This is a genomic window from Prolixibacter sp. NT017, from assembly GCF_009617875.1.
Taxonomy (GTDB): Bacteria; Bacteroidota; Bacteroidia; order Bacteroidales; family Prolixibacteraceae; genus Prolixibacter.
Window position 1 is genome coordinate 4,500,827 of record NZ_BLAV01000001.1, and the last position, 14,277, is coordinate 4,515,103.

Here is a 14,277-nt window from a genome sequence, read left to right on the forward strand (position 1 = left end):
TTCCCTGCAAATTTAGTCTTCCCTTTACAAACCTTACGGTGATTTCGAATAAATTTGGTGAAACTGCATAAGCATTTTATCATGAAAGAGATTCTTGACTTTTTGAATGACTTGGAAAAGAATAATAACCGCGAATGGTTTGAACAAAATCGGGCTCGTTATGAAGCGACCCGGAACCAGTTTTTGGTTTTCACCGAATTGCTGAATAACGAAATCAGGACGTTCGATCCGGAGGTGCCGATGCTCGCTCCGAAAGATTGCATGTTCCGGATTTTCCGCGATGTTCGGTTTTCGAACGACAAACGTCCATACAAAACCAATTACGGAAGTTTCATTGCCCGCGGCGGTCGAAAATCAGGCTATGCCGGATATTATCTGCATTTGCAACCGGGAAGCTCTTTCCTGGGAGGAGGCGTTTATATGCCGCCATCCGACCGGTTGAAAGCCATCCGGCAGGAAATCTATCTCGATCCGAAAGGCTTTATGGAAATAAAAGACGACCACGAATTTCAGCGATATCTCCCCGATGAATACGATGACAAATTAAAAACCGCTCCCCGCGATTTTCCGAAAGACTGGGAATACATTCATTTGCTGAGGAATAAATCATACGCTTATGGCCGTAATCTGACTGACGAGGAAATTCTCTCGCCATCGCTAATAGAAAATGTATTGGAAACCTTCAAAGTCCTTTCCCGGATGAATCATTTCCTCAACCAGGCCATCGATGATCATCTGAAGTCCTGAAGTCAGTCCAAATTCTTCACGGTTTGTCAGTGAAAGCGGGAGAAGCAAAAGAACTTTGAAATGTAGATTTATTACAAACTATCGTTCTGACCTACTAATCTGTAAGTCAATTTGTAAATATTGTTAATTTCGCGGCGGATTTGTTAATATTTTTTAAAATCGTCGCAGGGATATTTCATTAGTTTTGCAACGATTATCGTAATAAACCCTCATTTCATGAAACAAGCCATTAGCATTGTAACCTAATGGTTGGCAATGTGTTGGTTCGTTGCATGTGACGTAAAATGAACTAATATCACATGAAAAAGATCCTTTTTGCTCTTTCCTTTCTGATGGCCTTTACGGCTTTGGAAGCTCAGGACATTCAGCTGCATTATGACCTGGGCAAAGACCGCAAGTATTTGACTTCGACGGTTGAAATGTTCAAACCCGACCAGTATGGTAGTACCTTCTTCTTCATCGATATGGACTATGGTGCCAACGATGTGCAAGGGGTTGCTTTGGCTTACTGGGAAATTGCCCGCGGACTCAAATTTTGGGATAATCCGTTTGAAATCCATGTGGAGTACAACGGTGGCTTCGGACAGTATGCCCCGGGTGGTGCTTACCAGATTAACGATGCCTGGCTTTTCGGTGGAAACTACACATGGAACACGGCTGATTATTCGAAGATTTTTACTCTGCAATTGATGTACAAAACCATCCGCGGAAAGAACAAAAACTCTTTTCAGGTTACTGGCGTGTGGACACTCCAGTTTTTCAACAACAAGTTGACGTTGGATGGATTTGCCGATTTCTGGCGTGAGGATAATTCATTTGCGGATAAAAATACCAAGTTCGTTTTCCTGAGTGAACCACAATTTTGGTACAACGTGACCAAGAATTTTTCGGTAGGTAGCGAGATTGAATTGAGTACCAACTTTGGCGGACATGAAGGATTTATGGTGAATCCGACCATTGCCGGTAAATGGACATTCTGATACCGGACATTGTTAAATAACCTGTTATGTTAGAAAAGCTTTTTAAACTTACACAGAACAAAACATCGGTGAAAACCGAAGTGGTGGCCGGAATCACCACGTTTATGACAATGGCATATATCCTTGCGGTGAACCCGACTATTCTTTCGGAAACCGGGATGGATAAAAATGCGCTCTTCACGGCGACGGCTGTTGCCTCAATCGTTGCTACGCTGGTAATGGCTCTCCTGGCGAACCTGCCTTTTGCCTTGGCTCCGGGAATGGGCTTGAATGCTTTCTTTGCTTTCACGGTTTGCCTGGGAATGGGCTTTAGTTGGGAATTTGCCCTAACGGCTGTATTTATCGAAGGAATCATATTCCTGATTCTGACCGCGTTTAATATCCGTGAGCTGATTGTGAATGCCATACCAATCAACCTGAAACATGCCGTTTCGGCTGGTATCGGTTTGTTTATCGCATTTATCGGAATGCAGGGCTCCGGTTTGATTGTGAATAACGACGCCACTTTGGTTGGCCTTGGCGATATGAGCTCACCAACTGTGCTGGTTACCCTTTTCGGCTTGCTGCTCACAGGCGTTTTGCTGGCTTTGCGGGTAAAAGGTGCCCTGTTGATTGGTATCTTTGCTTCAACTGTATTGGGGATTCCGCTGGGCGTGACTCATCTTCCGGAAGGACATGTACTGAGTCTGCCACCTTCCATTGCGCCTATCGCTTTCAAGTTCGATTTCAGCAAAGTTTTCTCTCTCGATATGGTGATCATTCTCTTCACTTTCCTGTTTGTTGATATGTTCGATACGGTTGGAACCCTGGTGGGCGTATCGTCGAAAGCCAACATGCTGGATTCGGAAGGACGCGTTCCCCGTGTGAAGCAAGCACTGTTTGCTGACGCAGTAGGAACTACTTTTGGTGCCATGCTGGGTACTTCAACAGTTACCACTTACGTAGAAAGCGCTTCGGGGGTGGCTGAAGGCGGAAAAACCGGTTTGACTTCGCTAACCGTTGCCGGAATGTTCTTTCTGGCACTGTTCCTGGCCCCGCTTTTCCTGATGGTTCCGGGCGCAGCTACGGCTCCGGCCCTGATTTTGGTTGGTTCGTTTATGATGTCACCAATTCTGAAAATTAACTTCGATGATTACACTGAGTCGATTCCGGCATTCCTGACCATCATTATGATGCCGCTGACCTACAGTATTGCCGAGGGTATTGTTTTCGGAATGCTTTCGTACGTACTGCTCAAAGTTTTGTCGGGTAAGATGAAAGATGTCAGTGTCATTATGTATGTTCTGGCAGTTTTATTCGTTCTGAAGTTTTTGGTTTAGAAAGAATTTATTCCAGTTATATACTACTAAAAAAGGCCTTTTCAAGTTTTGGAAAGGCTTTTTTTATTCGGTCAAATATTCTATTTTTGGCTCACCACAAAGGGACGTTAGCTCAGTTGGTTTAGAGCGCTACCTTGACAGGGTAGAAGTCACTGGTTCGAATCCAGTACGTCCCACACTTTTCTTAGCTTACCACAACAATTTGACTACCCGGAATCCTGAAATCGACTACGAAAGAGTTAAATAACATTGAGAGATATTTAGGTGAAATAACCGCTATTCGGACTGAATGATTAGAGCGACTTATTGGTTGAATAACAGTATCCCTGAATAAAAAGGTAAAATAATGGTTGGAAATTTCGAAAATCGCAAGTGACGTACATGTAAAGATTGAGATCTTTCACGACGAAAGACAGATTAATTTTTATATTTGTTCAAACTTGAAATGATTTATTCTAAACCAAATCATTAACTGAAAACAAAGCATAATGGAACAAAAGCACGCTAATTACGGACTCGGTATGTCCGTTTTCGGAGCCATATTTTTCATTTTTGGTTTCGCAACTACTTTCATCATCACGTTAAGTGCACCGGTTAAAGTGATTTTTAACCTTTCGGAATTCGAAGCACAGTTATTGTCATCGGCCTTCTTTATTGCATACCCGATTATGTCAATCCCTACCGGGAAATTGATCGATATGATTGGCTATAAAAAGACGGTGATTGCAGGTTTGATTTTAATGGCTCTGGGAAGTTTCATCTATGTTCCGGCCGCCAGAATCCCATCGTTCCCGATCTTTCTGTTCGGTACGTTTGTCTTGGCTACAGGAGTTGTTTTCCTTCAGGTTGCAGCCAATCCTTACGTAACTGCAATTGGTCCTGCTGACACTGCTTCCAGCCGATTGAATTTGACTCAGGCGTTGAACTCCATCGCTACCATGATTGCTCCCTGGTTGATTGCAACTGCTATTTTTAAGGGACTGGATTTACCGCTTGATACGTCGCAAACTCCGCCGGAAGTAGCTATGCAGGCTGCTTCGCGTGTGCCGCTGCCTTTCATTGTGATGGGGGTTATTGTATTAATCGTGGCAGTAGCTATCCTGCTGATTAAGTTGGCGGCACTTCATGGAGAGGAGAGCAAAAAGAAAAGTATCTGGAATCACCCGCACGTGGTTTTAGGTGCGCTTGGAATCTTCTTCTACGTAGGTGCTGAGGTTGGTAACGCCGGTTTGATTGTGAACTACCTGAAGAATTCACTCGGACAAACTCCGGAAATGGCTGCTAATTACGCTGCTATTTACTGGGGAGGTGCCATGATTGGTCGTTTCTTTGGTTCCTTTATGTTCTCGGATATGAAGAGCTCCAAGAAGATTACCTATGCATTGCCGGTATTGCTTTTGGCTCTCGTATCAGGTGCTTTTGTTACTGATTGGAACTGGACGATTGGAGGAACTTTCATGGCCATTGCCATTGTGAATTTCTTCATCATGCAGATTGGTCGCGGAAAAGCTGCCAGAACATTGGCTGTTTTTGCACTGATAGCTGCTGCGCTTGACCTCACAACTACCTTCACTTCTGGTCATGTTGCCCTGTGGACCGTAATCTCTATCGGATTGTTCAACTCCATTATGTTCCCGAATATCTTCTCATTGGCTGTGAAACGTCTGGATAATGCAGAGTTGAGTAGCGCTTCCGGTTTGATCAACGCATTGATTCTGGGTGGAGCTATTCTTCCTCCGTTAATGGGAAGTATTGCAGATTCAGCTGGTTATACCTGGGCATTCCTTGTGCCAGCCTTTAGTTATGCCTACATTTTCTTCTTTGCGGTAAAAGGACATAAGCTCGCGTAAGTAGTTAATTAATGATATATTAGGGATGGACCGGATATTACTATTCTGAATATCCGGTTCCTCTTCCCACTAAAAACATAAATACACATGAAAAGAGTTGCGATAGGTATAGATATCGGCGGAACCAATACTGTTCTGGGTGTGGTTGACGAAAATGGCGATGTCCTGGTAAAAGATTCCATCTCAACACCAACCCATGGTGATGTTGGCAAATATGTTGCTTCGTTAAGCGAAAGCATCAACGAGCTAATCGATTCTGTTCATAAGCTGAATGCTGATGCAGAAGTGATGGGTATCGGTATTGGTGCTCCTAACGGAAACTACTATAAAGGAACCATCGAGCAGGCAGCAAACCTGGCTTTTAAAGGAGTAGTGCCGCTGGTTGATTTGCTGAAAGAGAATTTTCCGCATCTGAAAGCGCTGGCGTTGACTAACGATGCCAATGCAGCCGCTATGGGTGAGATGATTTACGGAGGTGCTAAAGGCATGAAAAATTTCGTAATGATTACCCTCGGTACAGGTTTGGGAAGCGGTATTGTGGTAAATGGCGATTTGGTTTATGGCCATGACGGTTTTGCCGGCGAAGTAGGCCACACAACTGTTATTCCGCACGGACGTGTTTGCGGTTGCGGCGGTGCAGGTCACCTCGAAGCTTATTGTTCAGCACCTGGTATCAAACGTACCGTATTTGAACTGTTGACCAAATATAATGGTGGCAGTGAATTGACGAAATATTCGTTCGATGAACTCGACTCGAAGAAGGTATTCGAAGCTGCTGAAAAAGGAGATAAAGTTGCCCTGGAAGCGTTCGAAATTACCGGTGAATTGCTCGGACAGGGACTCGGTGATACGGTTTGTCACCTGAGCCCGGAAGCCATCTTCCTGTTCGGAGGTCCAACTGCTGCCGGCGATCTGATCTTCAAACCCACTAAGGAGAGCATGGAAAGACATGTACTACCTATTTTCCGTAACAAGGTGGAGATTCTTCCTTCGAAACTGAAAGCTGGTTCTGCAGCCATTGTTGGTGCCAGTGCATTGGTTTGGAAAGAACTGGAAAAGGAATAAAAGAGAATACTTGTATATAAAAAGGGCTGTTCCGGTTGGGACAGCCTTTCTTGTTTCCGTTTCCTACCGGAATGCCCTCAAAACGGCATTGGTGTTCTTTGGTTTCTGGTGTATAAGCTTTCCTTAGCAGGAAAGAAAGAAGCCGGGGCTGGAAGAAATATCCGAACCCCTGGAAAGCATGTGCCACGAGCAGGAATGAAGGTGTTTTTGGTTGGAAGAAGTGCCGGCGAAGCTGGAATGACAGGCAAAATAGCTGGAAGAAGTGTCAATATTGCTGGAAAGATGAGTAAAATACCTGGAATGAATACCAGATTGTATTGGAAAGACTACCTTTTTGCCTGGAAAGATAGTTTGTTGAATTGGTAATATTTACAAAGTGCATGGTGGAAGACAATAAACTTGACATTTTGTATTTATCCAAAAAAAGAAAGGTCGGAGTGACCCGGCCTTTCCTGAAATATCGTCGGAATGTTTAAAAGCGCAATGTAGCACCAGCCAAAACGGATGTTCCCGGCATCAGGTAACCGTAATTGATTTCGTAATTGGCTCCGGTCAGGTTGTCGCCCGACACATATACATCGAGGTATTTATTGACTTTGTAGTTCAGTTTTCCGTTGACTACCACGTAATTCTGACTGACACGCGTATCTCCTTCCACCAGCGTGTAAAGTCCCGAAATCCATTGCATATTGGTGTTCAGGGTGAATTTCCCGAAAAGGTAATTTACACCAAAATACAGCTGATTTTCAGGTGACGCCAGTTTTGGCGTATCCATGTGCAGGTAGCTGTAATTGGCATCGAAAGCTAAATTGGGCAATGCATAATATTTAGCGTCCAGTTCCAGGCCATAGTGCTTAAATGCCCCGGTGTTTTCATTTCGAACGGGAGGAAAAGAGCCTGTTGGTACTAACTGAATAAGATTTTTTCCTTTCAAATAGTAAATATCAGCTTCCAACTGCAACTTCTTGTTCAACAACGATTGGTTGTATCCGATTTCGTAATTCCACATGCTTTCGGGCTGCAGGTTCGGATTGGCTGGCGGGAACAGATACAATTCCCGTACATTCGGGCTGCGAAATCCTTTCGATGCCAATAGCTTAACATCGCTGTTTTCGGTGGTTTTGAAGGTCAGTGCAAATTGCGGAATCCACTCGTGACCAAACGTTGTGTGGTGTTGGTAGCGCAATCCGGCATTCGCAGTCAACCATCCGAAAAAGGTTTGCTGAACAAAAGAGTAGACCCCTGTTTCGTTTATCCAAATCCATTGATCGTTGTACGGCGACGGAACCATGGTTGGTGGGCCATTGGGATTCATTTGCGGAACCATCACGGGGGAACCTTTCCCGCCATAGCGATTCCAGTCAATACCAATTCCAATCAGGTTGTGGTTGATTAGTTTTAAGCCCTGAAAAAAGTTGACACCAAAATTTTTATCAATTGAATTCCAACCATCGTACAATAAGTGATGTCCGCGATTGAAGAAGAGCTTCAGCTTACCGTCTGCCTTGTCGTAATGGTTCGATAGGGTCAGCGTCGTGTTAGTCCGCTTAATATCGTTCCAGGCGCCGTTATTGGCATATATCGATGGATCGGATGCATTGACCGGTCCCGGATCATGAGCGGTGAAATCAACGTAGCTTCCGTCCCAAACTAAATCAAGATGGTCGTTAAACTGATATCCCGTTTTCAGGTAAGCCGTATTGTTTTTAAAATCGGAATTGTCGCGTGAACCGTCCGTTGAATCGAAATTGTAAGACGCGAAAATATTCAGTCCGTTTCCGCGATAGCCAGCCGAGCCAGCCGCTTTTACTGTATTGAACGAACCATATTGTCCGCGAACCTGACCCGAAAAGCCTTCTTTGTCTTCCTTTCGGGTGATGAGGTTAATAACACCTCCCATGGCATTGGTTCCGTAAAGCAACGAGCCCGGACCGCGAATCACTTCTACCTTTTCCAGATCGGAACTGACGTAGCTGTCGGGAAATGGATGGCCCATTAAGCCCATCATCTGCGGTTGACCGTCAATCATCACCAGCACTTCCGATGTTGCCCCGTTGAGGCCAACTCCGCGAATGGTAATTTGTCCCGCTGAACCGCTGGCCACGCCAAAACCGCTGTATCCGCGCTGAGTGACAAACATGCCGGGAACTTTGGCGCTTAGCAGAGGCAAAATGTTGGTTTGTGAACTGTTTTCAATTTCGGCTTCGTTAACAACCGAGGTTGTAAGCGGAACCAATTCACGGGTCGTTGCCACCTGGTTTCCGGTTACGAGCACCTGCTCTTGTTGGTAAATTTTCGAAACCAGTTGAAAGTCGGCTTTGGTCGTTTCCCCGGCTTTTACCGTGATTGTTTTCCCGGTAGGCTCGTAACCAATAAAAGATACTTTGATTTGGTAAGTGCCTGGTTTTAGATGATCGAATTGGTATTGTCCTTCGTTTCCGGCAATCCGGCCCATGCTGGTTCCACGGATACTGACTGTAGCTTGTTGCAAAGGAGCTCCGGTTTGGCTATCGGTGATTCGGCCTTCAATGGTTTGCCCCAACACCTGATAAACAGGGAAGAGCATGAATGACAAAAAAAGTAATGCGCAAAATTTTTTCATTATTTAGTTAGTTGATTTATTGTATGTGACTAAGATGGCCAGTATAATTTCTTCCCGAATCCAAGCCGGTTATCCGTCATTTTCATCGAATCAATTACCAGCACCCATAATTTGGTGTCCATCAGTGCGGCATAGGGAAACTTCTTCAGATAGCGTTTCTTGACCTTGCCGGATAATTCGCCTTCGGGCAATTCCAGTTTTCCGGTAATTTGCAGTCCCCTGATTTTTCCAACAACGCCTGTTTCCAGTACGATAGAGGCTGCTACCTGGTGGTTGGCTAATGCTTCCTGAATATGCCGGGTTTCATTGTCCGATGTAAAGATGAGTACATTCTCATCTTCGTGATAGGCGTAAAAACAGTTAGCACACCAAGGTTGTCCATTTTGGCTGGTAGCCAGCGTTAGGACATGGTGTTCCTTAATAAAATCTTGAATGCGTTTTTCGGGTTTTTCCATTGTTCGTGTCTTCAGCTATCAAAAATAGAAATTCTAGTGCTAATCAGCCTGTTTGTTTTTTTAATGTTGAACCGTTATAAATTTCTTTACGGCCAAATGAACTGAATGTTTTGTTTGATGTCAGGATGTAGGCTCAGTGCTACCGGGCACGTCTTCGAAACGGCTTCGAGTAACTTTTTATCTTTCTCACTGTAAGGCTTATCAGGAAAATGAAAAGTAACCTGAATTTCACCAATGCGACGTGGATTAGCAGCCATGATTTTGGTGATCTCGATTTGGGTTCCCTCCAGATCAATTCCTTTGTCGCGGGCTTTAATTCCCATGATGGTCATGATGCAATCGCCCAGCGCAGTTGCTGCCAAATCAGTTGGCGAGAAAGCTTCGCCACGGCCTTGATTATCCAGCGGCGCATCGGTTATTAGTGTACATCCCGATTGGAGATGTTCGTTTTCGGTTCTGAGGTTTCCCAGGTATTTTGTCTTAACGGTTGGCATACAAATGAATCTTATTGTGTTATGGTTACGGTAACGGAACGTTGGTTCCTCTTTTCTCTCTTCAAAAATAATTACCTTCGTAGAAATTTTTAAAGATACGCGAAAATGTTCTCAGGAATCGTCGAAGGAATGGGCACTGTGGTGGCCATCGATAAAGAACAGGAAAATGTTCACCTTACACTGGAGTGTGACTTTGTTAACGAGCTGAAGATCGATCAAAGTCTGTCACACAACGGGGTTTGTCTCACGGTAGTGAAAAGAACCGACAAAACTTACACGGTCACTGCCATCAAGGAGACGCTCCAAAAGTCGAATCTGGGTTTGCTCAAAGTTGGCGATAAGGTCAACCTGGAGCGCAGCATGCCGATCAACGGACGACTGGACGGACACATTGTTCAGGGACATGTTGACCAGACGGCTACTTGCCGGAAAGTGGAAGAAGCTGACGGAAGCTGGTACTACACGTTTGCTTACGATTTCGATATCGAGAAAGCTCGCCAGGGATACATGACCGTTGAAAAAGGCTCGGTTTGTGTGAACGGTGTCAGTCTCACGGTTGTAAACGCAAAAGACAATAGTTTCCAGGTGGCAATTATTCCTTATACCCAGGAACACACTAACTTCCACACTTTTGAAGCAGGTTCTGTTGTAAATATCGAGTTCGATATCATTGGAAAATATTTGAGCCGGTTGAATACCTATAATCAATAACTGAGCTCACGAGAAATAGAGAGGAAAGGCCCGTAAAATGCGGGCCTTTTTTTATGATCCAAGTGAAAGTATTTTTCTGATTCTTAGGCAAAAAAAAGGTTGCAACTCGTGCAACCCCTTTTGTGTATTTAAGGACAACATGTTCTTCTGGGAATTGGGAAAATGGAAAAAGAATAACAAAGTTTGCCCTTAAAATGCCTGCTTTTAAAATCTGCTGCAAAGTAGTAGTTCTACGAGATCTAACCAAATTTTTTTATTAACATTTGTTACGTTCATATCTGTTTTTGCCTTTCCATAATCCACTGAATGTCTTATACCATTCGGTTTAATTAACGGAATCAAATATTCTTCTTTACCATCACATGTTCATACATAAAAAGACTGTTTTCCTGAGTGAATCAATTCGGGAGTGAAAGAGGTATATAATATGACTGAAAAATAGTAACTTGAATATCGGAAGATAAGCTATGTCTCTTGTCAACGATTTCATATCACTTTTCTTTCCCCAATTATGCGCTGGCTGTGGCGAACCTCTTGTTCATGGCGAAGAAGAGATTTGTATTCGTTGTCTGGCGGATCTTCCCCGAACGGGATTTGCCAGGTTTGCTGATAATAAAGTGGCCCAGGTTTTCTGGGGACGCATTCCGCTGGAGCACGCTGTTTCGCTTTGTTATTTCGAAAAGGGAAGCCGGTTGCAAAAGATGTTTCACCGGATGAAGTACCAGCGCGAACCGGGAGTGGGAAAAGTTCTGGGAAGAGAATTGGGAATCGAGTTATTCTCCAGTTCGATGTTCGAAACATTGGACGCGGTTATTCCGGTTCCGCTGCATCCAAAAAAACAAAAGAAACGCGGGTATAACCAGAGCGAGTACATTGCCAATGGTATTAGCGAGGTGATGAATATTCCGGTTATCAGCGATGTTTTAATTCGTAACGTGCATACTTCATCGCAAACGCGGAAGAGCCGTTACCACCGTTGGGAGAATGTGGAAGGTATTTTTCAGGTTACGAAACCGGAAAAACTTGGAAATCTGCATGTGCTGGTTGTCGACGATGTGGTAACGACGGGGGCAACTCTCGAAGCCTGTTGTGCACCTCTGTTGAAAATTCCGGGTGTGAAAGTGAGCATTGCAACCCTGGCGTGTGCTTAATGGTCCGAATCTCCCGGCCAGCGGTAACTGTCGAGGTGGAGACCTGCCAGGTCAATAACCCGGTTAATGACTGTTGCGGCTGCTTCTTCTAGTGTTTCGGGGCGACTGTAGAAAGACGGACTGGCCGGACAGATAATGGCTCCTGCTTCAGTTAAGCGGGTCATATTCTGCAGATGGATGAGGCTGTACGGTGTTTCCCGGGGAACGAGAATCAGTTTTTTGCGCTCTTTCAACATCACATCGGCCGCGCGGGTAACCAAATCGTCTGAAACACCTGCGGCAATTCTCCCCATTGTTCCCATCGAACAGGGCACAACCAGCATGGCATCGTAACCTGCCGAGCCGGAGGCAAAGGGCGCATAGAAGTCACTTTTCTGGTATTCGAGGAAAGGATATTCCAGAACCGGCGGTTCGCTGTTCAGTTCAAAGGACCAGATGTCGCGGGCATTGGTTGACATCACCACACCACAGGATTCAATTTGATCCTTAATGCTTTCCAGCTTTTTCAGCAATGTTGCTGCATAAATCGAGCCGCTTGCTCCGGTAACGGCAACCACCAGTTTTTTTCTCATGATACCAATTCTTCTCTTCCGGTTATCCGGGAAAGTGTTTACAGAAGAAACGAAAGACGGGGATAAAAGTTTCCTGCCAAAGTTACCAATCAATTTGATAAAACAACGTAGTCGTAATGGCCCGGCTGTATTGGTCGTCGCGTATATACACAAGTGATTGTCCGGGCAGATTCCGGATCGATGTTATCGAAATAGCGTAACGGATATCGACCTGGAGTTTGGGTAAAACATTGAAGCGACCACCTGCCATTACATCCCAGGTATTATCTTTAAATGGCAATGTTTCCTGTGGAGGTAAATCTCCGTAATTATCGAATTCGCGGGAATTGACTAACCGGTTGTATGACACTCCTGCGAGTACTGAAAGCCAGTCTTCAGCCCGATAGCCGATGGTTACCGGCATTTCCATGTAGCCAAGACGCATCACATATTTGCGCAACTCACCAGTTTTTGGATTGGGATTCATTCGGCTCCCTTTTTGGGTGTACTTTAATTCCATGCCGCTCCAGAGTTTCGGTGTCAGGTCAATTTGCACCCATCCGCCGGCAACGATTCCGGCTTTGTTAAAGCCTGATGATAAATCTCCTTCCACCTGTGTGGCATTGAGTCCTCCCTGCAGACCGCCGTAAAATTTCTGCGCGTAAAGTGATGCAGGTAGCAGGAGCAGGAGAATAATGGATAGTTTTTTCATTTATCGGATTAATTGTCTGTTTATCGCAGACCTTAGTGTTTCAATATTCGTTGTAATTCGGCGACGCCGGCACCCGCTTTCATTGCTATAATGTGGATTTCCGGCGAGACCTGAAATGGCGGATTCGGGTCGATTAGGAAAACCGGCACATTTTCTCGCGTATAATTCAACAGCCCGGCTGCCGGGTAAACATTCAATGAAGTGCCAATCACCACCATGATATCCGCCGATTCAACCAACGCAACAGCATCGGGAATTGCGGTAACTGGTTCGCCAAACCATACCACGTGCGGGCGCAACTGACTTCCTTTTTCGCAACAATCTCCGGGCTTCAGTTCCCAGTTATCGAGATCGTAAACCAGAGATTCATCAACGGTGCTGCGTGCTTTCTTCAGTTCGCCATGCAAATGAAGCACATTTCGAGAACCAGCCCGTTCATGCAAGTCGTCGATGTTCTGCGTAATGATTCGAACATCGTAATCATTCTGTAATTGGGACAGGCCTATATGTCCCGCGTTGGGCTCACACTCGAAAAGCTGCTTCCGTCGCTCGTTATAGAAGCGCAGGACCAGTTCTGGATTTCGTCGCCAGGCTTCCTGACTGGCCACTTCGGTCACATCGTACTGCTCCCATAAACCTCCCATGTCGCGGAAAGTCTTAAGACCGCTTTCGGCTGAAATGCCAGCACCGGATAGTACTACCAGTCGTCTCATTGGCCCGATAACTCTTTAGGTTAAATGTTCGTATGAAAATATACGAAGAATGAGTGAAACCATTATATGGATTCGATAAATCGATATCTTGTTGTTGTTCTAATTTTTACTGTATGACACGGAAAAACCATGATCCGTATACCGAAATTGACCAGGCTTTTTTTGCTGATGGATACCGTTTAGCGGCGAGTAACCTGGAAGATAATTTGACCAGGGATTCGCTTTTGGCACATCTAAAAACGCAATATAGCGTTATCGATAGTCTATTGGAAGCTTTTCAGCATAGAGTCGAGTCCAGTGGCAGTCAAATCGATTGCCGGCGGGGGTGTTCATGGTGTTGTCATCAGCAGGTGTTGGTAATGCCGGCAGAGATGCTGTTAATCACTGACTATATCGGGACGAATTTCGATGATGAAACGAAGGAATCGATTCTGAGTCTCGCTGTTGACAAAGATGAGAAAGTAAAAGGCTTAGTGGCTGAGAAGGCTTTGCAGGCAAAAATTCCGTGTCCGTTGCTCCAGGACGGGAGCTGCAGCGTTTATCCGGTTCGGCCAATGGCGTGCCGAATTTATTTGTCCTCTAATCTGAATAGCTGTCTTCAGGAATTTCATCATCCCGAGAACCCGGATGTATATCCGGAGTTATTCGATTTTCCACTGCATGCGGGCCGAATGATGAACAGTGGATTAATTCATTACCTGAAAGAAAAAGGGATTTCGGTACACGAAAACCGACTGGAAAAAATTCTGAGAGTACTGTTGGGAAATCCCGATAAGGGGAATAACTGGTTATCGGGGTCTGATGATTTCGGTGAAGGCCATGAACAAGTTGAGGAAATTGTTCGGCTAAGAGAAAAAGCATAAAAAAGAGGCTGTCCAAAAAGTAAAATTGGACAGCCTTTGTTTTTGTTGTCGCTTTAAGGTTTGT

Annotated in this window: 14 protein-coding genes and 1 tRNA gene; 9 read left to right on the top strand and 6 right to left on the bottom strand. The window is 44.9% G+C overall.

What is annotated here, in order from left to right; translation table 11 throughout:
• Positions 1 to 81: 81 nt before the first annotated feature.
• The 6 genes from GJU87_RS18715 to GJU87_RS18740 all read left to right on the top strand — a co-directional run bounded on the left by GJU87_RS18715 (position 82) and on the right by GJU87_RS18740 (position 5,961).
• The gene (locus tag GJU87_RS18715) at positions 82 to 747 is read left to right on the top strand and encodes a DUF2461 domain-containing protein (RefSeq protein ID WP_153640868.1); all 666 of its coding nucleotides are present in this window, start codon (positions 82 to 84) and stop codon (positions 745 to 747) included.
• A gap of 299 nt (positions 748 to 1,046) precedes the next feature.
• Positions 1,047 to 1,727 (top strand): DUF5020 family protein, encoded by a 681-nt coding sequence (locus GJU87_RS18720; protein ID WP_153640869.1) that lies wholly within the window; start codon positions 1,047 to 1,049, stop codon positions 1,725 to 1,727.
• A gap of 26 nt (positions 1,728 to 1,753) precedes the next feature.
• Positions 1,754 to 3,046, top strand: coding sequence for an NCS2 family permease (locus tag GJU87_RS18725; RefSeq protein ID WP_153640870.1), 1,293 nt, complete (start codon positions 1,754 to 1,756; stop codon positions 3,044 to 3,046).
• A 101-nt stretch (positions 3,047 to 3,147) separates the two neighbouring features.
• Positions 3,148 to 3,222: transfer RNA gene (locus GJU87_RS18730), tRNA-Val, on the top strand.
• 312 nt (positions 3,223 to 3,534) lie between these two features.
• Positions 3,535 to 4,896, top strand: coding sequence for an MFS transporter (locus tag GJU87_RS18735; protein ID WP_153640871.1), 1,362 nt, complete (start codon positions 3,535 to 3,537; stop codon positions 4,894 to 4,896).
• 87 nt (positions 4,897 to 4,983) lie between these two features.
• On the top strand, positions 4,984 to 5,961 hold the full coding sequence (locus GJU87_RS18740) for an ROK family protein (RefSeq protein WP_153640872.1): 978 nt from the start codon (positions 4,984 to 4,986) through the stop codon (positions 5,959 to 5,961).
• Between the two features lie 472 nt (positions 5,962 to 6,433).
• Here GJU87_RS18740 and GJU87_RS18745 read toward each other — a convergent pair whose 3' ends face one another.
• The 3 genes from GJU87_RS18745 to GJU87_RS18755 form a co-directional block, all read right to left on the bottom strand.
• Positions 6,434 to 8,563, bottom strand: coding sequence for a TonB-dependent receptor (locus GJU87_RS18745; protein WP_153640873.1), 2,130 nt, complete (start codon positions 8,561 to 8,563; stop codon positions 6,434 to 6,436).
• 29 nt (positions 8,564 to 8,592) lie between these two features.
• Positions 8,593 to 9,018 carry a pyridoxamine 5'-phosphate oxidase family protein gene (locus GJU87_RS18750; protein WP_153640874.1) on the bottom strand — a complete coding sequence of 142 codons (426 nt, stop codon included), beginning with the start codon at positions 9,016 to 9,018 and terminating at the stop codon, positions 8,593 to 8,595.
• Positions 9,019 to 9,104: 86 nt separating this feature from the next.
• Complete coding sequence (locus GJU87_RS18755) at positions 9,105 to 9,512, bottom strand: OsmC family protein (protein ID WP_153640875.1); 408 nt, start codon at positions 9,510 to 9,512, stop codon at positions 9,105 to 9,107.
• Positions 9,513 to 9,617: 105 nt separating this feature from the next.
• Here GJU87_RS18755 and GJU87_RS18760 point away from each other — a divergent pair, with 105 nt between their 5' ends.
• Together GJU87_RS18760 and GJU87_RS18765 are read left to right on the top strand one after the other, a co-directional pair.
• Entirely contained in the window at positions 9,618 to 10,223 is a 606-nt protein-coding gene (locus GJU87_RS18760) for a riboflavin synthase (protein WP_153640876.1), read from the top strand.
• Between the two features lie 467 nt (positions 10,224 to 10,690).
• The gene (locus tag GJU87_RS18765; protein WP_153640877.1) at positions 10,691 to 11,374 is read left to right on the top strand and encodes a ComF family protein; all 684 of its coding nucleotides are present in this window, start codon (positions 10,691 to 10,693) and stop codon (positions 11,372 to 11,374) included.
• Here the strand turns inward: GJU87_RS18765 and GJU87_RS18770 are convergent.
• From GJU87_RS18770 to GJU87_RS18780, 3 genes are all read right to left on the bottom strand, one after another.
• Positions 11,371 to 11,946, bottom strand: coding sequence for a UbiX family flavin prenyltransferase (locus GJU87_RS18770; protein ID WP_194831581.1), 576 nt, complete (start codon positions 11,944 to 11,946; stop codon positions 11,371 to 11,373). The genes GJU87_RS18765 and GJU87_RS18770 overlap by 4 nt on opposite strands.
• A gap of 82 nt (positions 11,947 to 12,028) precedes the next feature.
• Positions 12,029 to 12,637 (bottom strand): outer membrane beta-barrel protein, encoded by a 609-nt coding sequence (locus GJU87_RS18775; protein ID WP_153640878.1) that lies wholly within the window; start codon positions 12,635 to 12,637, stop codon positions 12,029 to 12,031.
• A gap of 32 nt (positions 12,638 to 12,669) precedes the next feature.
• A complete protein-coding gene (locus GJU87_RS18780; protein WP_153640879.1) occupies positions 12,670 to 13,350 on the bottom strand; it encodes an NAD-dependent deacylase in 681 nt (226 codons plus the stop codon).
• Positions 13,351 to 13,463: 113 nt separating this feature from the next.
• Between GJU87_RS18780 and GJU87_RS18785 the strand changes: the two genes are divergently transcribed.
• The gene (locus GJU87_RS18785) at positions 13,464 to 14,213 is read left to right on the top strand and encodes a YkgJ family cysteine cluster protein (protein WP_153640880.1); all 750 of its coding nucleotides are present in this window, start codon (positions 13,464 to 13,466) and stop codon (positions 14,211 to 14,213) included.
• Positions 14,214 to 14,277 lie beyond the last annotated feature (64 nt).

Bases quoted from the DNA above. Each gene is read 5' to 3' on its own strand.
- GJU87_RS18770 (WP_194831581.1), bottom strand. From the start codon at position 11,946: ATGAGAAAAAAACTGGTGGTTGCCGTTACCGGAGCAAGCGGCTCGATT.
- GJU87_RS18755 (WP_153640875.1), bottom strand. From the start codon at position 9,512: ATGCCAACCGTTAAGACAAAATACCTGGGAAACCTCAGAACCGAAAAC.
- GJU87_RS18765 (WP_153640877.1), top strand. From the start codon at position 10,691: ATGTCTCTTGTCAACGATTTCATATCACTTTTCTTTCCCCAATTATGC.
- GJU87_RS18735 (WP_153640871.1), top strand. From the start codon at position 3,535: ATGGAACAAAAGCACGCTAATTACGGACTCGGTATGTCCGTTTTCGGA.
- GJU87_RS18745 (WP_153640873.1), bottom strand. From the start codon at position 8,563: ATGAAAAAATTTTGCGCATTACTTTTTTTGTCATTCATGCTCTTCCCT.
- GJU87_RS18775 (WP_153640878.1), bottom strand. From the start codon at position 12,637: ATGAAAAAACTATCCATTATTCTCCTGCTCCTGCTACCTGCATCACTT.
- GJU87_RS18760 (WP_153640876.1), top strand. From the start codon at position 9,618: ATGTTCTCAGGAATCGTCGAAGGAATGGGCACTGTGGTGGCCATCGAT.
- GJU87_RS18715 (WP_153640868.1), top strand. From the start codon at position 82: ATGAAAGAGATTCTTGACTTTTTGAATGACTTGGAAAAGAATAATAAC.
- GJU87_RS18740 (WP_153640872.1), top strand. From the start codon at position 4,984: ATGAAAAGAGTTGCGATAGGTATAGATATCGGCGGAACCAATACTGTT.
- GJU87_RS18720 (WP_153640869.1), top strand. From the start codon at position 1,047: ATGAAAAAGATCCTTTTTGCTCTTTCCTTTCTGATGGCCTTTACGGCT.
- GJU87_RS18780 (WP_153640879.1), bottom strand. From the start codon at position 13,350: ATGAGACGACTGGTAGTACTATCCGGTGCTGGCATTTCAGCCGAAAGC.
- GJU87_RS18785 (WP_153640880.1), top strand. From the start codon at position 13,464: ATGACACGGAAAAACCATGATCCGTATACCGAAATTGACCAGGCTTTT.
- GJU87_RS18750 (WP_153640874.1), bottom strand. From the start codon at position 9,018: ATGGAAAAACCCGAAAAACGCATTCAAGATTTTATTAAGGAACACCAT.
- GJU87_RS18725 (WP_153640870.1), top strand. From the start codon at position 1,754: ATGTTAGAAAAGCTTTTTAAACTTACACAGAACAAAACATCGGTGAAA.